General features: G+C 36.9%; 19 protein-coding genes. 10 read left to right on the top strand and 9 right to left on the bottom strand.

Features of this window, described 5'->3' with window-relative positions; translation table 11 throughout:
- Nucleotides 1–48: 48 nt before the first annotated feature.
- The gene (eppR, locus tag J576_RS06880) at nucleotides 49–690 is read left to right on the top strand and encodes an error-prone polymerase regulator EppR (protein ID WP_032047540.1); all 642 of its coding nucleotides are present in this window, start codon (nucleotides 49–51) and stop codon (nucleotides 688–690) included.
- Between the two features lie 3 nt (nucleotides 691–693).
- On the opposite strand, the gene lpxB is transcribed toward eppR, so the two are convergent.
- On the bottom strand, nucleotides 694–1,869 hold the full coding sequence (lpxB, locus tag J576_RS06875) for a lipid-A-disaccharide synthase (RefSeq protein ID WP_002049887.1): 1,176 nt from the start codon (nucleotides 1,867–1,869) through the stop codon (nucleotides 694–696).
- A gap of 220 nt (nucleotides 1,870–2,089) precedes the next feature.
- Between lpxB and J576_RS06870 the strand changes: the two genes are divergently transcribed.
- The 8 genes from J576_RS06870 to J576_RS06835 all read left to right on the top strand — a co-directional run bounded on the left by J576_RS06870 (nucleotide 2,090) and on the right by J576_RS06835 (nucleotide 11,471).
- Nucleotides 2,090–4,225 carry a TonB-dependent siderophore receptor gene (locus J576_RS06870; RefSeq protein ID WP_002050173.1) on the top strand — a complete coding sequence of 712 codons (2,136 nt, stop codon included), beginning with the start codon at nucleotides 2,090–2,092 and terminating at the stop codon, nucleotides 4,223–4,225.
- 60 nt (nucleotides 4,226–4,285) lie between these two features.
- Nucleotides 4,286–4,585, top strand: coding sequence for a hypothetical protein (locus J576_RS06865; protein ID WP_025467822.1), 300 nt, complete (start codon nucleotides 4,286–4,288; stop codon nucleotides 4,583–4,585).
- Nucleotides 4,578–6,134, top strand: a complete 1,557-nt coding sequence (locus tag J576_RS06860; protein ID WP_025467821.1) for a PepSY-associated TM helix domain-containing protein — start codon at nucleotides 4,578–4,580, stop codon at nucleotides 6,132–6,134. The genes J576_RS06865 and J576_RS06860 overlap by 8 nt, the downstream gene beginning before the upstream one ends.
- Complete coding sequence (locus tag J576_RS06855) at nucleotides 6,131–6,427, top strand: hypothetical protein (protein ID WP_004709004.1); 297 nt, start codon at nucleotides 6,131–6,133, stop codon at nucleotides 6,425–6,427. The genes J576_RS06860 and J576_RS06855 overlap by 4 nt, the downstream gene beginning before the upstream one ends.
- Before the next feature lie 138 nt (nucleotides 6,428–6,565).
- Entirely contained in the window at nucleotides 6,566–7,450 is an 885-nt protein-coding gene (locus J576_RS06850; RefSeq protein ID WP_002049910.1) for a sulfite exporter TauE/SafE family protein, read from the top strand.
- A gap of 96 nt (nucleotides 7,451–7,546) precedes the next feature.
- Nucleotides 7,547–8,656 (top strand): 3-deoxy-7-phosphoheptulonate synthase, encoded by a 1,110-nt coding sequence (locus tag J576_RS06845; RefSeq protein ID WP_002049778.1) that lies wholly within the window; start codon nucleotides 7,547–7,549, stop codon nucleotides 8,654–8,656.
- Between the two features lie 136 nt (nucleotides 8,657–8,792).
- Nucleotides 8,793–9,284 carry a hypothetical protein gene (locus tag J576_RS06840; protein WP_033855537.1) on the top strand — a complete coding sequence of 164 codons (492 nt, stop codon included), beginning with the start codon at nucleotides 8,793–8,795 and terminating at the stop codon, nucleotides 9,282–9,284.
- Nucleotides 9,285–9,350: 66 nt separating this feature from the next.
- Complete coding sequence (locus tag J576_RS06835; protein WP_002050135.1) at nucleotides 9,351–11,471, top strand: TonB-dependent receptor; 2,121 nt, start codon at nucleotides 9,351–9,353, stop codon at nucleotides 11,469–11,471.
- A 47-nt stretch (nucleotides 11,472–11,518) separates the two neighbouring features.
- Here J576_RS06835 and J576_RS06830 read toward each other — a convergent pair whose 3' ends face one another.
- The 8 genes from J576_RS06830 to ybaK all read right to left on the bottom strand — a co-directional run bounded on the left by J576_RS06830 (nucleotide 11,519) and on the right by ybaK (nucleotide 19,992).
- Nucleotides 11,519–12,259 carry an adenosylcobinamide-GDP ribazoletransferase gene (locus J576_RS06830; RefSeq protein WP_002049817.1) on the bottom strand — a complete coding sequence of 247 codons (741 nt, stop codon included), beginning with the start codon at nucleotides 12,257–12,259 and terminating at the stop codon, nucleotides 11,519–11,521.
- A gap of 108 nt (nucleotides 12,260–12,367) precedes the next feature.
- Nucleotides 12,368–13,936 (bottom strand): histidine-type phosphatase, encoded by a 1,569-nt coding sequence (locus J576_RS06825; RefSeq protein ID WP_033855536.1) that lies wholly within the window; start codon nucleotides 13,934–13,936, stop codon nucleotides 12,368–12,370.
- 127 nt (nucleotides 13,937–14,063) lie between these two features.
- A complete protein-coding gene (locus J576_RS06820) occupies nucleotides 14,064–14,663 on the bottom strand; it encodes a histidine phosphatase family protein (RefSeq protein WP_025467819.1) in 600 nt (199 codons plus the stop codon).
- Complete coding sequence (gene cobT / locus J576_RS06815) at nucleotides 14,656–15,711, bottom strand: nicotinate-nucleotide--dimethylbenzimidazole phosphoribosyltransferase (protein WP_002050222.1); 1,056 nt, start codon at nucleotides 15,709–15,711, stop codon at nucleotides 14,656–14,658. Before cobT ends, J576_RS06820 begins: the two co-directional genes overlap by 8 nt.
- Nucleotides 15,712–15,713: 2 nt before the next feature.
- Nucleotides 15,714–16,232: a bifunctional adenosylcobinamide kinase/adenosylcobinamide-phosphate guanylyltransferase gene (cobU, locus tag J576_RS06810; protein WP_002050208.1), complete on the bottom strand. Its 519-nt coding sequence runs from the start codon at nucleotides 16,230–16,232 to the stop codon at nucleotides 15,714–15,716.
- On the bottom strand, nucleotides 16,220–16,846 hold the full coding sequence (locus tag J576_RS06805; RefSeq protein ID WP_025467818.1) for a 2'-5' RNA ligase family protein: 627 nt from the start codon (nucleotides 16,844–16,846) through the stop codon (nucleotides 16,220–16,222). The genes cobU and J576_RS06805 overlap by 13 nt, the downstream gene beginning before the upstream one ends.
- A 113-nt stretch (nucleotides 16,847–16,959) precedes the next feature.
- Entirely contained in the window at nucleotides 16,960–19,098 is a 2,139-nt protein-coding gene (gene mtlD / locus J576_RS06800) for a bifunctional mannitol-1-phosphate dehydrogenase/phosphatase (RefSeq protein ID WP_031951103.1), read from the bottom strand.
- A 429-nt stretch (nucleotides 19,099–19,527) separates the two neighbouring features.
- On the bottom strand, nucleotides 19,528–19,992 hold the full coding sequence (gene ybaK / locus J576_RS06795) for a Cys-tRNA(Pro) deacylase (RefSeq protein ID WP_002050177.1): 465 nt from the start codon (nucleotides 19,990–19,992) through the stop codon (nucleotides 19,528–19,530).
- Nucleotides 19,993–20,182: 190 nt separating this feature from the next.
- Between ybaK and J576_RS06790 the strand changes: the two genes are divergently transcribed.
- Nucleotides 20,183–20,485, top strand: coding sequence for a hypothetical protein (locus J576_RS06790; protein WP_002049983.1), 303 nt, complete (start codon nucleotides 20,183–20,185; stop codon nucleotides 20,483–20,485).
- The last annotated feature ends 138 nt before the right edge of the window (nucleotides 20,486–20,623 follow it).

The raw sequence follows: 20,623 nt of genomic DNA, 5'->3' as shown, positions 1-20,623 counted from the left end.
TTTGAATAAAAGATATACTTTTATGGTGAATGAAAATTAGGTTTAAACATGTCCAGATCTAGACGAAGTGATGGTGACTTAACAAAGACTAAAATTATTGAGGCAGCAGGACCATTAATTGCCCAGTATGGTTTTGCAAAAACAGCGAACAAAACAATTGCTAACGCTGCTAATGTCGATTTAGCTGCAATTAACTATCACTTTGATGGTCGAGATGGTTTATATCAAGCAGTTTTGGTGGAAGCACATGCCCACTATCTAGATGAACAATACTTACTAGAACTTGTCGAAAGCACTTACTCTCCTGAAGAAAAATTGAGTTTACTACTTGAAACTTTACTGCATAAATTGACAGAAAAAGATGTCTGGCATGGCAAAGTTTTTATTCGTGAACTGTTTTCACCTTCTGAGCATTTATTAAGTTTTATTGAACTTACAGGTATGAGAAAATTTTTTCTTATTCGTAAGTTAATTAGTCAAGTTGCAGGTTTAGAGGAAAATGATCCAGCGGTTTTACCATGTATTTTAAGCGTGATGACACCTTGTATGATGCTCATTATTGCTGGACCAAATACTCAAGCACCTGAGCCTCTTAAAAATATTGCTCAGATGCCATTGCATGATTTAATTGAACATTTCAAAAAATTTTCATTAGCAGGATTAAAAGCAATTAGCCAATCAAAATCCTAAAGGTTAGCTATTCAGACATTTCAAAATAGCCTGAACAGGATCTTCCGTATTTCCAGAAATAAGTTGTTTATGCATGGTTAAATGTTGCATTACTTGAATTTGCGCCGTTTCAACATTCATTAGTTTTTCTATTTCAGCTGCTAAATTTTCTGGCGTAGCATCTGCCTGAATCAGCTCTTCAATAACTTTTTTACCCGCAATAATATTCGGTAAAGAATAATAAGGAATTTTGACCAAAAGCTTAGCAATTATATAGGTCAGCCAATGCAATTTATAGAAAGTGACCATCGGTCTATGCATTAACATTGCTTCTAATGTCGCAGTCCCAGAAGCTAAAGCAATAATATCACTTGCATTCATGACCATACGGCCAATTTTCGATTCGCTATCTGTATTTTCTAAAATATTAATGCAAGCCTTTAAATGAGGTGCTAGTTGTTGAACACCCTGCTCAATCTGTTGCTTACGGGCATCATTAATGGCCGGAATCAAGAATTGGATATCTGGATATTTGGTATGCAAAATATTAGCAGCACCCAGTAACATAGGAAGAAGTCGCTCTACTTCACCTTTTCGGCTACCTGGTAATAAAGCAATATACTTCTGATTTTCATTAAGACCCAATTGCTGTTTAGCAATTTGAATTGGATTTTCGAGTGGTAATTGTTTAGCTAGCGGATGTCCTACAAATGCTGCTGGAACTTCATATCGTTCATAGAAAACTTTTTCAAAAGGAAATAAGCAAAGTACTAAATCTATGCTCTGCTTAATGCCATGTACACGCCCTTGGCGCCACGCCCAAACAGACGGACTGACATATTGAACTGTTTTTATTGGAAGGCTCTTTTCTTTAATACTTTTCGAAAGTCGGAGGTTAAAATCTGGTGCATCAATACCAATAAATATATCAACCGGATGCTGAGTCCATTGGTTAATTAAACCATCTCGAACGGCGAATAGCTTTTTTAAATCTTTTAATACCTCAACAATCCCCATTACAGACAGAGTTTCCATTGGGTAATAACTGTTAAAACCTTCAGCAATCATTTGGGGTCCACCGATTCCCTCAAACTCAGCATCGATTCCTTGCTCACGGAAGCTACGCATGAGTTTCACACCCAGTGTATCTCCAGAAACTTCCCCAACCACAATGCCTATTTTAAGTTTTCGATTTGCCAAGGCGAGTTACCCAAAAATTTGAAATAATGCATTCTAGCATAGAGGCTTATTAATCTTGAACTTGCTAAATACATATGGCTAAAGCCAGCAGAAGCACACCACAATCTAAAATTACACTCATGCACTATCTTTTAATCAAAATTAACAATGCGATTTGAATTGTAGCTTACATTTACAAACAATAAAATAAATGAGAATTATTTACATTATCTTTACTATTATGACCATCCCACCTCGACCATTTAAACTTTCTGTAATCGCCTGCGCGATTTGTTATGCAAATCTCACTTATGCTCAAGATGCAGATATACAAGCTTTGCAGACGATTCAAGTTAAAGCTACAAGTACAGAGCAGTCTTCTGAACAAACCAAAGCCTATAATGTTAAGAACTCTAGCAGTGCAACTAAGCTTAACATTGAGGCTAAAGAAACGCCTCAAACTATTAATGTCGTTACTCGTCAACAAATTGAAGATTTTGGGCTTACTAGCACCCGAGATGTTCTAAACAATACACCTGGGGTCACAGTAACCAATCAGGAAACCGAGCGAACTACTTATATGGCTCGTGGTTTTGAAATTTCAAATATTTTAACTGACGGCGTAGGTTTTCCCCTCTCAGGTTATAACTATAACAATACTAATCCTGATACTTATTTTTATGATCGTGTAGAAGTCATTAAAGGTGCTGATTCTTTAACGAATGCATTTGGTGACCCAAGTGCAACCATCAATAATATTCGAAAACGCCCAACCCAAGAATTTCAAGCAAGCGGAGGTATAAGTTACGGGTCTTGGGATACTCAGCGTTATGAGGCTGACGTATCTGGCTCAATTCTACCAAGTGGAAAAGTCCGTGGTCGTATTATGGGCTATGAGCAAACTGGTGACTCATACCTTGACCGATATTCTTCAGAAAAAAATGGGTTCGCTGGTATTGTTGAAGCTGATTTAACAGATACAACATTACTTACCGTAGGTTATAACCAAGAAAAAAATAAACCGAATGCAAACAACTGGGGTGCTCTACCCTTGCTTGATGCCAATGGCAAACAAATTTCTTATGATCGCTCCTATAACCCAAACCCTGACTGGGCGCATTGGGATAATGAAACACAGAATGCTTTTGTTGAATTAAAACAGAAAATTAATGATCAATGGTCAGCTAAGCTGACTTATAACTATCTTGATAACAAGCATAACAGTCGCCTCCTTTACTATTATGGTTATCCAAAAGCTGATGGTTCAGGAGTGTCTTTGACACCATGGGGTGGCCAAGAGCATCAAGAACAACATGCTGTAGATTTTAACCTTGAGGGAACTTATAAGCTCTTTAACCAAGAGCATGAAGCAACGTTAGGTTATAACTATGTACGTAGTCGTCAACACGATAAACAATCTACGGGAACAATTAACGATAGTAATGTTATCAATTCGACCACTACAAACTGGGCAAGTTGGACACCTCAATCTATAACGTGGTCAGATTTCTCTGAAGCAGCGAACTATACGCAAAATATAGATTCAATTTATGCAGCTACACGTTTACATCTCAATGAAGATTTAAAACTCTTGCTTGGCGCAAACTATGTGAAAGCCGAGAGTAAAGGCGAAAGCTATGGTTCGCCTATGGAATATAGTGAAAGTAAAGTTTCACCGTATGCGGGCTTAACTTATAACTTCACACCTGAATATACAGGTTATATGAGCTATACCTCAATTTTCCGTCCACAAACTGGTATTGATCAAGATACCAATCAAGCTTTAAAACCAATTGAAGGTAAAAGCTATGAAATGGGTGTAAAAAGCTCATGGCTAGATGACCGTTTAACTGGGACGCTTTCAGTATTCAAAACCGAACAAAACAATTACCCACTACGTAACTCGGACGGAAATCCACTTAATCGAAAAGTGCCAACCAGTGATTTAGAATCACAAGGTGTCGAAGTCGGGTTATCTGGTCAAATCACTGATAACGTCAATCTTGTTTTTGGCTATGCTCAATTTAGTATTAAAGATATTAAAAATGGTGGCGAAGCGAGAACGTATAATCCGAACCAAACCCTTAATTTGCTGACTACCTATACACCATCAGTTTTACCTAAACTGAAAGTTGGCGCAGGGCTACAATGGCAAGATGCCGTGAAGCTATACGACTCGACAGCAAACAGCACCATCAAGCAAGATGCTTATGCCTTAGTAAATTTAATGGCGAGCTATGAAGTGAATGATCATATTACGCTCCAAGCGAATGGAAATAATATTTTCGATAAGAAATATTTGTATAGTTTCCCTAATGGTCAAGGCTTTTATGGACCCTCAGCCAACTATACGGTTGCTGTAAAGTTTAAATATTAAACGCGTAGCCAACTCCACTTTAGGTGTTGGCTTTCTTTTATTTTTTATGTGCCAGTAAAGATGTCCAAAACATTAAATCTCCCTATGTCATATCGTATAAAAGTTTTCTATCGATTTTTAGTCGTTTTCGGTATGGGTTATGCCTGTATGGCTTATTTAAGTCTTGGGCTTACTGGTATCTTTCATTTGACTCTAGATAAACCTGAAGCCATTTATTTGGCAGCATTTATCTCTATTTTGTTTTATGTATTTTTTGTGATGGTAGGTTTTTGCATTCAATCATTATGGAAAGTGACTGGGCTATCAATCATGCTATTTACCCTTTTCTTTATTGTGACACGGATGGTGAGTTATGCATAAAGGTATACGCCAATCTATGGCATGGCTGCATTCATGGACTGGATTAATTTTTGGATGGCTCGTATTTACTATTTTTTTAATGGGGAGTTTGTCGTATTACCGCCATGAAATTAATTTGTGGATGCAACCAGCACTTGCACAGTATGAAATAAAACAAGATGTAGCAATTAAAACAGCATATCAGTACTTACAAAAAAACGCTCCAGATGCCAAATCTTGGTATTTAACTATTGCTACCGCAGAAAGTCCTGCTAACACCATGTATTGGGAAAAACCAGACGGTGGTTATGGAAATGCAACACTTGATGCAAATACTGGTCAAGAACTAAAACTTTCAGCAACTGAAGGTGGTGACTTCTTCTATCGTTTTCACTATCAACTTTTTGGTATTCCGATATTAATTGGACGGCTCGTTGTATCTTTAGCGGCTTTTATTATGTTAATTGCCTTAATCTCAGGCATTATTACCCATAAAAAAATTTTTAGCGACTTTTTTACTTTACGGACCTTTAAGTCTCAGCGCTCATGGTTAGATTTTCATAATGTTTCATCTGTTCTTGCACTGCCCTTCTTTTTGACTATTACTTTTACAGGCTTGGCTATTTTCTTCTATTTATATCTTCCTTGGGGAATGCAAAAATTCTATCCAGAGAATCCATATCAATATTTTACCGAAATTCGTACAAAAACAGTCACAGAAAGTACAGCGCCGCATCCTGCACAGAATTTACCAGTTGAAAAGTTATTAGCTCAACTAGAACAACGTTGGGGAAATCAAACTTTAGCAACTATGAGTGTTAAAAACCCAAATACGAATCAGGCTCAAATTACATTTATTCAGCAAGAAGACCGTTCTATTACCCGTAATCAAGCACAAATCACACTAGACGCGTCAACTGGCAGAGTCTTGGGTGATACACGTAATCATAGTCCTATTGCTACACTTTATGCTGGAGTATATGGCTTACATATGGCAACTTTTGCTCAGCCTTTACTTCGCTTAGGGTTGTTTTTCTCTGGTATTTTAGGATGTGTAATGATTGCATCTGGCTTGTTACTTTGGAGCCTAAAACGTCAACTTCAAAAGAAAACTAGTAAGTTTCATTTTGGGCATTATTTAGTTGATCGTTTAAATGTTGCTACATTTATAGGTTTGCCTTGTGCAACACTTGCTTATTTATATGCAAATCGATTGTTTACAGTCACGACAACTACTATCAATTATGAAATTTATAGCTTCTTCTTGGTGTGGCTAATAAGCTTGATTATTGCACTCATCACTAAAAAACAATATTTGTGGCGAACTCAACTTGGCATCTTCATTTTGCTTTGTATAGCACTTCCTCTCTTGAATATAAGTTATTTGCTAAAAAATCATTATGTCCAAAACTTTAATGCTTATTGGGATTTTGCACGCATAGACATTTTTTTCTGGTTATTTGCAGCCTTAGCCCTTTTCATATTTTTTAAAATTAAACCGATTCAACATAAAGCCATAGAAAAAATTCAAAAAAAGCTGAATAAGTTAAATATTGAGGTGAATTCATGATGTTCTTTGTGTTTATCCTGACTTTACTAGGCATGTATTTACTATTCATATCGACTGAAAAATATCGCTCACCTAAATCAACTGGTCATTTCAAATCTTTAGCTCAAAAATATTATTCATTGTTGAGGATATTGGCCTTTTTACTATTTGCGTTAAGCGGGTTTATTCTCATCAAAAAATATGGTTTTTCAATTGGTTTTGTCAGCTGGTGGATCTTTGCAACACCTCTTACCTTTTTACTCATACTTTGGCTTAACCCTTTGAGAGCTTTCAAATCATCATCCAAGTCATGAAATTGAATAAAATTCCATCAAAATAGGCATTTTTTTAATTGCTTAGCGTTTTTTTGCATAAGTAAATCATTATTCATGACAACTGTTTATCTCTAAAAGGAATAAGATATCTGCGTTTCGTGATAAGTGGCGATAAAGATGTCTGGTGCTTTTGAATTTATCTTAGCGGGTATGTTAGTTGGCTTCTGTGTAGGTATTACAGGAGTTGGTGGTGGGTCATTAATGACACCAATTTTAATTGGTCTTTTTAGAATTGAACCGCATATCGCAATTGGTACCGATTTACTTTATGCCGCAATTTCAAAGTTTTGTGGATCAATGGTTCACGCAAAAAAACTCAATATCGTGTGGCCTATCGTTTTATGGCTAGCAGTGGGTAGTATTCCTGCGTCTTTCGGTACTGCTTGGGTATTGGAACATTATTTAAGTCAGTCAACACACTATAAAGCTGTTTTAACAATGGTATTAGGCTTTATGCTGACCTTGACTGGTGTTTCTATTATTTTCCGTACTCGTATTGAAAAGTTCTTTAATAAATTCCGAAATAAAGAGAATACCCAAACTGAAAATGAGCAATTAGCTGTTCAAAATAAACGCACCTATATTGTGATTATGGGCATTATTCTAGGTGTATTCGTAACGTTATCATCTGTTGGTGCTGGTGCCTTTGGAATTATGGCACTCGTGATTATGTTTCCGAACTTACCAATGATTCGAATTATTGGATCAGATGTCGTACATGCAGTATTACTAACCTTAGTTGCCGGTCTTGGACATATGAGTGCCGGTAACGTCGACTTTATGCTACTTATGTGGTTGTTGGTAGGTTCTATTCCGGCAATTATTATTGGCACATTAATTAGCTCACGTATGCCGGAACGTTTAATCCGTAAAATTTTGGGTATTACTCTATTTGCTCTTGGTGTTAACTTTATGGTCCACCCAGTCAAAGCCAAACCAAAAGCAGCTGTGGTACAACAAGCAGTAGTTGCTGAAAAAACAGGCAACTCGACTGAAAGATAGTAAAATCAATAGGATTTTTCCAAACTGAATTGCCATGAGATGTAGTATTTTCATAATTATTTCATGGTATATTCAGTACACAAAACAACCTTTAGTATGATCGAACCAGTGACAGCAATGACTACACATTCAAATTCCGTTTCAAAGCCAGATATCGACGACGTTAACATTAAAAGTATCCAAACTCTTGTAACACCCGCTGAGCTTAAGTCAGAACTTCCATTATCTGATGTTGCTTCCCAAACTGTTCTAAAAGGCCGCGAAACTATTCGTAATATTTTAGATGGCTCAGATAAACGTTTATTTGTCGTTATTGGTCCTTGCTCTATCCATGATCCAAAAGCTGCTCACGAATATGCTGACCGCTTAAAAGCATTAAGCGAAAAGGTTAAAGATACTCTATATCTAGTTATGCGTGTTTATTTTGAAAAACCACGTACAACAATTGGCTGGAAAGGCTTAATTAACGATCCAGATATGAATGACTCATTTAACATTGAGAAAGGTCTACGTATTGGTCGTAAACTTTTACTTGAGTTAAATGAAAAAGGTTTACCTTGTGCAACTGAAGCACTTGACCCTAACTCTCCACAGTACTACCAAGATTTAATTTCATGGTCTGCGATTGGTGCACGTACAACCGAGAGCCAAACTCACCGTGAAATGTCTTCTGGCTTATCATCACCAGTAGGTTTTAAAAATGGTACAGACGGTGGTTTAACTGTCGCAACCAATGCCATGCAGTCTGTTAAATATGGTCACAGTTTCTTAGGTCTTAACGAAGACGGTCAGGTTTCAATTATTAATACAAATGGTAATCCTTATGCACACGTAGTATTACGTGGCGGTAATGGTAAGCCAAACTACGATGCTGGCTCTGTTGCAGAAGCAGAAAATGCTTTAGCAAAAGCAAAAGTTAGCAATAAAATCATGATTGATGCGAGCCACGCAAACTCAAATAAAGACCCGTACTTACAACCGCTCGTTCTTAAAAATATTACTGAACAAATTTTAGATGGTAATAAGTCTATCGTAGGTATTATGGTCGAAAGCCATTTAAAAGGCGGCCGTCAAGATATTCCTGAAAAACTTTGCGACCTTGAATATGGTAAATCAGTCACTGATGGTTGTATTGACTGGGAAACTACCGAAAAGACATTGCTTGAAATGCATGAAGCTTTAAAAGATGTTTTACCTAACCGTTAATTCATCTTTTAAAGATTGAAGATTAAACCCTCATTTTTGAGGGTTTTTTTTATTTTGTTTGGTCGGAATTCAGCTATGACAGCTATTCGTTTTTGATTATACTTCGACGAGTTTTTCCACTACGACCGCCTAAAATATGGTGCTGAGTTTCCGTCAACATTTGCTGAAGTGGCGCACGCTTTTAAGTGCTATCACTTTGCTGTGTTTACTATGGCACATTTTTTTGCCTACTCTTGTGCAAATTGGCATCGTACCTGAGTTGTATACTATGCCTAGTCACTGCCAATCAGTTGTATTAGAGCATTCAACCCACCAGCAAAATTTTAATATGGAGCAGCATCACCCTTCACATGCTCATCATCATATGGAATCTATTCAGAATAAATTTCATACCAAGCATGCTCAAGAGGTTTTCGCGTTAGCTACTCAAATCATGAAGCATTGCCCGTTATGTACGCATGGCCTAGATGCAGCAATTTTAATTCCACTCATTGCTTTGATTTTTGTTTTAATTTTACGCTGGTTTAACCGTGTACGATGTCTGTGCCATACGTGGACCATACAACTAGAACTTCCTCTTACTTTCTATATTTTACCGATTAAACACGCCCCACCAACTGCTCTATAAAACCATAACTTTTCTCATCCCTATTTGCAGGGATTCAAAATTTATTGCTTTTTATAGGGTCATTCTATGTCATCCCTCAAATTTCGCTTATCTGTTTTAAGCGCAGCATGCTTATCTGCTTCATCTAGCTCTCTAGTTTTTGCTGAAGACTTAACACCAGCAAACAATGACACAAAAACCTTAGCGACTATTGTGGTTACGGCAAGTCGCGAAGGTGAAATACTGAATAAAACTCCAGCTGCAATTAGCCAAATCAATAGTGAGCAAATAGAGAATAAACATGCCACTTTTATTGGACAACTTGTAAACCAAACACCAGGAGTCTTGATGAATGATCTTGGTAATGAACAGCACATGATGTCTATACGCCAACCCATGACTACTGCTGCTGTTTATCAATATCTAGAAGATGGCCTTTCAATTCGACCTGTAGGTGTGTTTAACCATAATGCCCTGTATGAGATGAATATGGCGGGTGTAGACAATATTGAGATTTTACGTGGACCAGCAAGTAGTGTTTATGGAAGTAATGCAATTGGCGGAACCCTCAACTTTTTAACCAAGGCGCCGAGTGCCACACCAACAGCAGATATTAGTCTGAGCGCAAGTAGTGAAGGTTATCGCCGTGTTGACGTGGGAGCTTCTGATACCTTTGATACTCGTACTGGCACCCATGGGTTAAGAGTTTCTGCCTATGCCAGTGATCGTGGTGATAGCTGGCAAGATCATGCCGAAGCGGATAAACAAAGCATTACAGCACGTCATGACTGGCAAATTTCTGATTCAACTAAACTGAAAAATATATTTACCTATAACCACTTATATGTAGATATGACGGGTAGCTTAAATACTGAAGATTATAGCCAACGGCCTGGCTATAGCTATCAGACATTTACTTACCGGGAAGTAGATGCAACACGTATATCCTCCCAACTAAGTCATGACTGGAATGATCAACAGCAAAGTCAAATCACTTTATATTATCGGGATAATACAACCGAGCAAAATCCAAGCTATAACATAAAAACTGACAAGAAAGATGGAGTTGCAACAGGAACTTACAGCGGGCAGACCACTTATAATAGTTTTCAGTCCTATGGAGTCAACCTACAACACTCAGCAACTTTAGGCCAATTCAAGTTAGTCGTAGGTAGTATGGCTGAGCACTCACCGACTCAGGGCAGAACTAATGATATTGAAGTTTTTCGAGATCCTGTTACACGTATTTATACGAGTTTTAAACAGCGAAAGCTTTTACGTGATTTTGATGTCGACGTTGATAATGAAGCGATCTATGCTCAAGTAAATTGGCAAGCTTTGCCTAACTTAAACTTAGTCGGCGGCACACGTTATGATTGGATTCGTTATGACTATCAGAATAATCTAACCCCTTCTAATGTTACTGGCGCTCCAGATGAAACAAGAAATTTTCATAAGGCTAGTCCAAAATTAGGAGCAATTTGGAATATTACTCCTCAAATCGACTTCTATACAAACTGGTCACAAGGCTTTGTTCCACCAGAGGTCAGTAGCCTTTACGGCGCAAATTTAGTTACTCCGAATTTAACTGAAGCAACTTTTACCAATATTGATGCAGGTGTCCGTTTTCAAACATTCAATGACCGATTAGATGGTGAAATTACGCTTTATCGTTTAAATGGCGAAGATGAAGTAATTAGTTATACTAAACCCGATAATACCCGTGAACCACGTAATGCAGGTAAAACTCTTCATGAAGGTATTGAAGTCGGTGGAACTTGGCAAATTTCCGATCAGTTTGACCAAAAATTGAAAATTTCAGGTAGCTGGGCTCGCCATCGTTATGAACAATTCCAGCCGTCAGCTACTATTGACTACAGTGGAAATGATATGCCGAGCGCACCAAAAACTTTTGGTACGCTTGAATATCAAATTAAGCCAATCCCCGAATTATTACTCTCAGCAGAAGGTGTATATGTAGGTTCATATTGGATTAATGACGCCAATACTCAAAAATATGATGGTCATACGGTACTCAACCTGCGTGCAAACTATCTTAAAAAGGCCTATGAAATATATGGTCAGATTTTAAATGTGGCAGATACACATTATGCTGAAAGCACTTCTTTTAGTAATAATGAAGTGAGCTATACACCGGCAGCTCCACGTACATATTTAATAGGTCTACGCTATCATTTTGGTAATTAAGTAAATTTAAGTTTGTGGTCACAACTGGCCACAAACGCTTAATTTAACTATAAATAAAAACAACTTAAGACAAAAGTAAAAAGCAGAACGGTTTCACTAATTTCAATCGTAGCGCCCACGGTATCTCCCGTAATGCCATCAATTCGTTTTATAAACAGATATCTTAAATAAATCAGGCTTATTAAAAAACCAATTACCGCTATCAGCCCTTGCCATTCCCAATACAAAGGTAACAGTAAAATTAATGCAGCTACTATCCATGAAACAGTTTTAGGCAAATGGTCTGTCAAAGAACGACCTAAGCCTTTTTCGCGAACATATGGTGTAGTTAAAAACAAAATAGATGGCACCACACGTCCAAGTGTAGGAACAAATACTAAGAATAGCGTTTGATGTTGTTCAATCAATACCAAGACCAAAGCAAACTTAAGCAAACAAATGATAACTAAGCTCAGCACTCCAATTGGGCCGCAGCTCGGATCTTTCATGATTTGTAAAGTACGTTGTTTATCCCCAAAGCCACCTACCCAAGCGTCAGCTGTGTCGGCCAGTCCATCTAGATGCAATCCCCCAGTCAGCCAAATCCATAAAGTAAGTATAATTGCGGCAAGTAAAACAACGGGTAATTTGGCTAAAAGACAGGCAACAAGAAAAAGTATGCCACCAATAATCATCCCAACCAGTGGATAAAACAAAATAGCCCGAGCATTTTGTTGCGCCGTTGGTTTAGTCTTTAACTCAATAGGTAGAACAGTTAAAAATTGCAATGCAATCCAAAAAGGTGTCATATCCCACTCTCTAACTGATCTATATATAAAAACAAACTGAATTATGAGGAAATAAAAATGGGAATAGCAATCCCTATTCCCATTAAACACTTCAAAAACTGTGAAAAACTACTGTATTTGATAGCACTGCTTTAATTTGATGTAGTCGTAGTAAAAACTAGTTGGTGTGTAACGCGCATAGTTACACGCAGATTTAAATAAAGTCTCTTTTTCGTTATAAAGCATCTTCACTAAAGTCGAGCCTTGACTATTTTGATAAACATCCCACTGTATGTTGGCTGCCATAGGTGAAACTATTTCACCACGCCATGTACTTGTTGAATAGTTATAAGTCTGGCGTAGTGGTAAAGGCTGCATCATATTATGCAAATCCAAGCTAGTTGCCAGAGGAATAATAATTTCAGCATGGGCAAAACGTAAAACTGCTTTATATGGTTGAGCTTTATTTACAATAGCATCAACTTGTTGGAATAAATCTTGTTTGAGTCCTTGAGCAATTTCACTTGTAACTTGGTTCGACTCTGTGAAACTTGGACCTTTTTCATAAAAATCATTGGCATCATTAAATTCAGCATAAAATTTTGCGGCTTCCAAAGGCATATATTTATCAAAATCAACACCTTTTAACTCATCTTTCATACCACCAGAAATTGAATAAAGCTCATAAACATAAGCCGCAGCATCTACTGCACTAGCAATGGTATTTTTACCCTTACCTTTTTCTGTAATTTGCTCACCTTTTGGTGAAGTTACTGTAAAAGACCCATTATTGCTAAAACTATAACCTGTCGTACCAAGTTTTTTAATAAAGTCTGCTTTAGAAATCGGAGTGAGTACGGACTGGGCAATTTTTTCTGCTTGAGTATTCTTCGATAACTCACTCAACTTTTGGGCTAAATCTTTATTGTTTGCTTCGAAATCTTGATAGGCCTGACTAGCATCATAAATTTTTTGTTGGCTAGCACTAAGTGGTTGAGTTAAATCTTCAGTCGCATTTAGACTATGAAAATAAAGTTTAAAACGATCAACACCCCCGTCTACAAGACTAGGAACACTTGAACTCGATAAATTGGTATAAGACACAGGAACAATTTTATCTTTCAGCTGAGGCTGTTGTTTTATCAGTTCAGCAGTGAAGAATTTAGCACTATCCACTGCGCGATCTACCCCAGAACTTTGTACCAATATAGATGCTTGAGAGTTTACAAGTGTTGGCAAGCGCTGTAATAAGCGATCGGCAATCCCGCGGTGTTCTAAAATACCGGTCATGGTTTCATTTCCATAACCGTATTGGCGAATACCTTCAACCCCATAGCCCAATAAAATATTGGCTTTCATCGTGGCTTCCAAGTCAGCACCTAATTGCTCACCCAAAGGCGTTAAAGCATTTTCTGTTTTCGCCTGTTTCCATAAATTATAAAGTGCTAAATCATATTTAAGACTTGATAGTCCTCTCGAACCGTGTCGCGCAACCAATTCTGTAAAAACTGGCTGGAACCCATTTGGAGCTTGCTCATAATTTTTTAGATCTTGCTGTGGTTGATAAGGTGTTTTGGTTTGATAATATTTTGATGAATTTGTAGATGGTGGAGTTTGAACTTCTTGATCATCATTATTATTACAAGCCACGAGCAATAATGAAGCTGCAAGCACACTAGTTTTAAATAAAATATTCATAAGCCAAATAAGTAATTAATTAATAAATGCCAATAGCTTAATTTTTAGTAATGACAGTTCTATTACATAGTTTAAAATATCTTTATAAAAATAATAACTTACAAGTGTATAAAAATATAAAATTCATCTATCTCAACATAAAAGTTAATTGACCATCTGCTTCAGAAAATTCAAAAGAATATAATTTCCCAAGCTCTGCCGATATTTTAAGTAAGTCATCTAAAGGTTGCTGCTCGGCTAAACAAGCCAATAGTTTAATCACCCCCCCATGAGTAACAACTAACGCATGCTGTAAATTATGTTTTTGCATATGCGTAACCAAATCCTGAAACCCTTTCAGAACCCTTTTTTGAAACTGGTTTAATGTTTCAGCGCGAGGTGGACAATATTGACTTGGTTTTTGCCAAAAGTTTGCAAGTAATTCAGGTGAAGTTTCATAAATTTGCTGAGTTGAGATACCTTCCCATTCCCCAAAATACATTTCTTTTAAGTCATGATTTATAAGTAAAGGGAGTTCTGCTGTTTTGGCAAGTTCCTCAGCAAAACAAGCACATCGTTTTAATGAGGAACTTACAATAATCTCCCATGACTGGTCTGTGACTTGCTCAATGGTTGACTGCATTTGCTGCCAACCTTTTGCTGTTAACTCATCATCTAAATGCCCACGTAAAGTATGGCTATACTGACTTTCACCATGTCTGAGCAAATCGATCCTAAATTTACCCAATTTTATCCCCGCTTACAGCAGCTTGAGCAAAGGTAGCCATTTGGTTATGTAAGACACATGCCATGTTAACTAATGCCAAGGCAGTACCAGCCCCACTACCTTCGCCTAAACGCAAGTTCATCTTCAAAATCGGGTCAGCATTAAGTTCTTGTAAAATACGTAGGTGTCCATACTCAGCCGATTGATGACCAAATAACATCCAGTCACGTACTTTAGGGTTCATTCGTACCGCACATAAAGCGGCTACAGAACTAATAAAACCATCCACAATCACAGGTAAACCCACTTGCGCACAGCGAATATAAGCACCTGTAATTGCCGCAATTTCCAAACCACCTACAGCACATAGTGTTTTAAAGACATCACCAATGACATGTTTATGGTGAAGTTCAATTGCCTTTTCAATTACTTCAATTTTATGTCTTAACTGATCGGCACCAATTCCTGTACCAACTCCCGTTAATTGCTCAGCCGTATCATTTAGTAAAAGACAGGCTAACGCAGAAGCTGAACAGGTATTTCCAATACCCATTTCACCCGCAATATAAATATCTGCACCATTCGCTTTAGCAGTATCTACACTTTTTTTCCCTAACTCTAAGGCAGCACGGCACTCATCAGCATTCATTGCAGCTTGTTTGGCAAAATTTGCTGTGCCGGCACGAATACAGTGACGTTCAACACCTGCATATTCGTATGTTTCGCCTACTGTGCCACAGTCAATGACTTGTAAATGGGCTTGATGATATTTAGCAATGACACTGATTGCTGCACCGCCAGTTGTGAAATTTTGCAACATTTGACGGGTAACAGCTTGAGGGTATGCAGAGATATTTTCTTCAACTACACCATGATCACCTGCAAAAATTGTAATCCAGGGATGGTTAACTTGTGGATGTGCATTTGACTGTAAACTAGCAAGTGTAATTGCAATCTGCTCTAAATCTCCTAAGGCACCTGTAGGTTTAGTAAGCTGGAGTTGGTGTTGCTCCGCTTGTTGTTTTGCGTCCAGATTAGGTTTCTGTACAGATTCTAACCACCAGTTCATTTTTATTTATCACCTTTTAAAATCATTGGAAACCCCGCCACACAAAACACAACCTTATCTGCAATTTGCCCTAAGGCTTGATGTAGCCTTCCTGCTTCGTCGACAAAACGGCGGCTTATCTCACCGAGTGGCACAATGCCTAAACCCGTTTCATTACTTACTAAAATAATTTCTGACTGGAGTGTAGGTAAAACTTTTAACAGCTGTTCACACTCAAATTGTTGAACGTTTTTATCTTCTAAAAGTAACAAATTGGTTAGCCAAAGTGTTAAACAATCCACCAGAATAATTTGGTTAGGTCGATCAATTTCTTGCAGAGCTTTTGCTAAAAATAATGGTTCCTCAACCAATGCCCAGTGAATAGGTCGCTGATTTTGATGATGTGCAATTCGACTTTGCATTTCAGAGTCAAGTGCTTGCGCCGTCGCCACATAAGTGACAGCTAATTGCATAGATATGGCCGTTTGTTCAGCCAGTCGGCTTTTACCAGAACGAGCACCACCTAAAATCAATTGCAACATGGCTCACCTAAAAACAAATGCTGATACGGATACAGCTGCCCTTGTAAAATTTGAGCCTCATAATAACCAAAGGTTAAATGCTCAACTTTAAGATCAAATTCAGCCTGATCGTATTGTACAGGTAATTGAGAAATTTTTTGTAAAATCAAATCACTACTATAGTCTTTTTTATACAAACCCAATGTAATGTGCGGATAGTAATCTAAAGCGGCAATTTCATTAGAAACTGTGCCTAATTTTTGCCGTATGAGAGATAAGATATTTTCGGTGTCTTGGACTTCTATAAATAAAGCACTACTAAAGCTATCAACTGATCCAATTTTTAATTGAAATGGGACAAAGTTTTCTTGTATTAGAACTTTCTTATGCTGCTCAAATTCAGTAAAACTAAAATCATCACAGTGAACTTTAGTTTCATAAGTCAAAAAACCGCATATAAACAGCGTGACATGATATTGACGGTGATTAGGCTCTACTAGAAATTCTGAAAAATGCGCACGCAATTGATCTAGATAATGAACTAATTTCTGATCATTAATTTCTAGATACCATAAAGCGTAACTTTGACGCCCAAGGTGCCATTCAGGATAATCCCGCATAGACGTCGGCACCATGAGTGTGGAGGGTTTTAACAGCACAGTTTTAATTCAAAATCATTCAAATTTCGTATTAAAACATGTTTGCCTTTCAATTGTTGAGGTTAATTCAATAAGCAAACTCAAACATATTAAGTGAGTGTAGTTTTGGCATTGTTCAACTTAATGTCCAAAGGTTGTTTATCTTGTTCAGAAAACAAATATTGGATAAGTTGAACCAACTTAACTTCAAGCTGTCTTCTTTGAGTTGTACTCAAGTCTAGGTTCTGAATTTGCTGCTGCAGATGTTCAACTGCTTTAGTCTCTTCAATTTCTAAAAATTGAATTGCATAGGCATAACCTAAAGCAGCACCTTTTAATAAATTTTTATAAGGCAAATCATGACGAATATTCACTGCAATTGATGCCATGACACGTTCATTATGATTGAGTTTACGTAGTGGATCTCTAGCTACGCGTTGACAAGGATCTTTAAATGCATATTCACATGAGTCTAGAAAACTTTGTGACATTCGATCCAGATCTTTTGCATAGTTAGGTAATACAATTGCAAGTCCCTGCTTCACTTCTGCAATTAAGTTTTCTGCAAATGCTTTAACTGAATGATCGCCCATGGCAACGCCAATAGATTCATAACCCATTAAAGATGCATACCAAGCAAGCATCGCATGTACACCATTCCATAAACGGTTTTTAATGAGTTGAATGTCAGTAATTTGGTCAACCAAAACCACCTGACGTAACTTTTCAAGTAAAGGACTGCCTTTCTCTACATAGATTGGCATATCAGTTTCACTATGGAATAAAATTAAATCCATGCTTTGTAAGATATGTCCCGGCTGGAAATTACGGCGCATATTATCAACATAGATAGAAGCCTGATTTTGCTGATCTTGAGTCAGTTTATTACAGTCTTCAATTTCGGTTTGATCTTCTTGCTCCACATCTTCTAAATGCTGTTCAAGAAAATTATGTTTAATACGAAGTTGACGATATAAATTCTGATTAGAAAGTTTTGAAACCATGCGATTAACTACGGTGTCGCAAAAGTAATGCTCTTTTAAAATATGCTCGGTGACATCTTCATCGTTAGTTAACTCGAGCATAGCTTCTTTAAGATGCTTCATCACCAAATATTTCGCACCAACCTTATTTAAAATAATTAGAAAGGTTAACGGTTGTATACATGTTTCAAGTTGCGAATTAAAACGCGCATATAACCCTTTTGCAATTATCTTTGATTCAGTTTCAATTGCTTGCTCGGGCAAACATAATGCAATCAAACTTGAGTGAGTGTACATCTCTAACATTTGTTGTTCATTGTCAGAGTCAACAATGGTCATATTCTCAATACGTTCATCATAAGAAAATTGCCCATAGCGAATACTATAGGTACCAAACGCATTTACAGCTTCGCGGAAAAGACTATTTCGTGTTGACGCAATAATACGTTTTGGTTTCGTATAACCATCCCAATGCGACAAGATTTGCGCTATATAACCGCCACCAATAGCACCAAAACCATGTATTCCAACAGTAAGCTGATTCAGACTTTGCGGAAAAGGTTCCTGTATCTCAGGCATATCCATAACAGGAATAAATTGGTCGAGGTCGGTTAAAAAATCATACATCTGGTCATAATAAAAATGCGCTTTTTCCAGCATTTCGTCATTGGGTTCTTTAATATCTTTTAATAAAATTGTTAGTCCTTTCGATGTATGAGCTGAAGTTAAACCATTTTCCGAATCTTCAAACATTAAACATTGGTTAGCGTCTAAATGAAGTTGACTAGCCGCTTTTAAAAAGATTTCTGGATGTGGCTTCCCTTGTTCTACTTCATCCCCACAAGTAATAACATCAAAAAATTTATATACATTTGCATTAATTAAATATTCTTCGGCAATTGCTCTACGGCTTGAAGTAGCCACCGCCATTCTTAAACCAGATTTTCTTAAACGCTCTAGAACTTGAACCAAACCTTTTTTAATAGGCACACCGTGTTTTCGAATATGTTCTAGTTCCATTTCGTCAGCACGTTTTCGAATTTCCTTATATGGAACATCTACTCCGTATAAACGTTGTGCAAGATTTTCCGCTGTAGTCGCACTTAACCCCAAACATTGCATTAAATATTCGTGTGAAAACTCCTGCCCAATGAGTTCTTGAGATGCCTGTTGCAATGTTTGAAACCGTAACCTTTCAGTATCAAACATTGTCCCATCCATATCGAAGATAGCTCCATGAACAGGTTTTCCATGAAAAATAAGCACGTTTTTACCTCTTTTTTTGATCATGTTTTATTCAGGGTATACAAAAAATTGCTAAAAAAGGCAGGATGATAATAAATGAAACATTAGTGGTTATTTTTTAATCAAAAATATAAGTAATCTGTTACTGAGAAGAGTTAAACACTCAAAAAGGTTGAACAATATAGATAATTCTGAAACTGAGTTTAAGCACAAAAGTAGCAAGCCTTCCTCGCTTACTACTTTTGCTTGTTCTTTTTATGCGCTGATCATGTTTATTTTTCTTAGGTCCATTTACTGCTAAACAAACCTGCATTGTTTTTATTATGTCTTGCAGGTCTACCAATACCAGAAACTCATATAATTTTTGTTATTTTCTGGTAGAACTAAACAATACATAATAATGATAATCATTTTCATTTAATGTGTCAACTTGCTATGCCCTTTTTTTAATCAATCAAGTACATCTACAAATTGCGCCGTTAATATGTGTGCCAAGTCTTTAGGATTTAAACCAATATCTAACCCTCTTTTACCACCACTTACATAAATTTTGCTTAACTCTTGTGCAGAGGCATCAATCACTGTCTTTAAGCGTTTCTTTTGACCTAATGGACTAATTCCACCCACTAAGTACCCTGTCAAACGTTCGGCATCTTTAGGATTTGCCATCTGTAATTTTTTACAGCCCACTGCCGTAGCTACTTTTTTTAAATTGAGTTGATGGTTAACTGGTATAACCGCAACAAAATAATTTTTCTCATCGGTAACAAGAAGTGTTTTAAATACCTCGTTTACATCAAGGTTTAACTTTTCTGCGGCTTCCAAACCAAAACTTTTAGCATTTACGTCATGTTCGTACTCATGGATAGAAAATTCGATTTTGTTACTTTTTAACAATCTACATGCAGGAGTCATAGGATTTTAGATTTTAATGAAATGAGCTTGATTATATTTATTTTAAAAAAAGTTTAAAATTTACTTAGGCTATTTACATCCTTTACATGAAAAATCAAACGAACACCGAACAAAAAACAATCTAAACTTGATATTGGGTAGATGACTCCAATATATTTAGTTGAGATTTAAAGTCTGAACTGGCGAATTTATGAGTTACAAACACAATAATCTGATGGCAATGCGTCACCGTTTTTGGGATGAGGCTTCAGATCATGTATTAAATGAAAAGCAATTTTTACAGCAGACCTTAATCGAACAAGGCATTTTTAATAATGCGACTTTTGATGATGTTAAGTACTTTTTCTATACACTGCCTAGCATCATTATTGTAAAGGCTCATGCACTTGGTTTTATGCATGATTCCGTCAAGCAAATGGTTATTCAACATATTCAAGCTAATCGTATGCACTTAATGCAAAAGGCTGAATTGAAAATTCAGTTTAAAATGTAATTTGCCGGTTAGTATCTGATACGGCGTTTTATAGTGGTTTATTTTTTCTGAATGACGGATATTTTGATTTTCTTATTAATGCTTAGGCTATTTTTAGAAAATTAAAATCCCAAATGAGACTTTCAACTCACCATTCAG

It is taken from the genome of Acinetobacter sp. 766875 (assembly GCF_000582055.1).
Classification (GTDB): Bacteria; Pseudomonadota; Gammaproteobacteria; order Pseudomonadales; family Moraxellaceae; genus Acinetobacter; species Acinetobacter nosocomialis.
The sequence above is the reverse complement of the archived record's forward strand: the minus strand, read 5'-3'. Positions and strand labels throughout refer to the sequence as shown.

Excerpts from the sequence above, each read along its gene's own strand:
- eppR (WP_032047540.1), top strand. The coding sequence starts at position 49 with ATGTCCAGATCTAGACGAAGTGATGGTGACTTAACAAAGACTAAAATT.
- J576_RS06870 (WP_002050173.1), top strand. The coding sequence starts at position 2,090 with ATGACCATCCCACCTCGACCATTTAAACTTTCTGTAATCGCCTGCGCG.
- J576_RS06865 (WP_025467822.1), top strand. The coding sequence starts at position 4,286 with ATGTCCAAAACATTAAATCTCCCTATGTCATATCGTATAAAAGTTTTC.
- J576_RS06860 (WP_025467821.1), top strand. The coding sequence starts at position 4,578 with ATGCATAAAGGTATACGCCAATCTATGGCATGGCTGCATTCATGGACT.
- J576_RS06855 (WP_004709004.1), top strand. The coding sequence starts at position 6,131 with ATGATGTTCTTTGTGTTTATCCTGACTTTACTAGGCATGTATTTACTA.
- J576_RS06850 (WP_002049910.1), top strand. The coding sequence starts at position 6,566 with ATGTCTGGTGCTTTTGAATTTATCTTAGCGGGTATGTTAGTTGGCTTC.
- J576_RS06845 (WP_002049778.1), top strand. The coding sequence starts at position 7,547 with ATGATCGAACCAGTGACAGCAATGACTACACATTCAAATTCCGTTTCA.
- J576_RS06840 (WP_033855537.1), top strand. The coding sequence starts at position 8,793 with ATGGTGCTGAGTTTCCGTCAACATTTGCTGAAGTGGCGCACGCTTTTA.
- J576_RS06835 (WP_002050135.1), top strand. The coding sequence starts at position 9,351 with ATGTCATCCCTCAAATTTCGCTTATCTGTTTTAAGCGCAGCATGCTTA.
- J576_RS06830 (WP_002049817.1), bottom strand. The coding sequence starts at position 12,259 with ATGACACCTTTTTGGATTGCATTGCAATTTTTAACTGTTCTACCTATT.
- J576_RS06825 (WP_033855536.1), bottom strand. The coding sequence starts at position 13,936 with ATGAATATTTTATTTAAAACTAGTGTGCTTGCAGCTTCATTATTGCTC.
- cobT (WP_002050222.1), bottom strand. The coding sequence starts at position 15,711 with ATGAACTGGTGGTTAGAATCTGTACAGAAACCTAATCTGGACGCAAAA.
- cobU (WP_002050208.1), bottom strand. The coding sequence starts at position 16,232 with ATGTTGCAATTGATTTTAGGTGGTGCTCGTTCTGGTAAAAGCCGACTG.
- J576_RS06805 (WP_025467818.1), bottom strand. The coding sequence starts at position 16,846 with ATGGTGCCGACGTCTATGCGGGATTATCCTGAATGGCACCTTGGGCGT.
- ybaK (WP_002050177.1), bottom strand. The coding sequence starts at position 19,992 with ATGACTCCTGCATGTAGATTGTTAAAAAGTAACAAAATCGAATTTTCT.
- J576_RS06790 (WP_002049983.1), top strand. The coding sequence starts at position 20,183 with ATGAGTTACAAACACAATAATCTGATGGCAATGCGTCACCGTTTTTGG.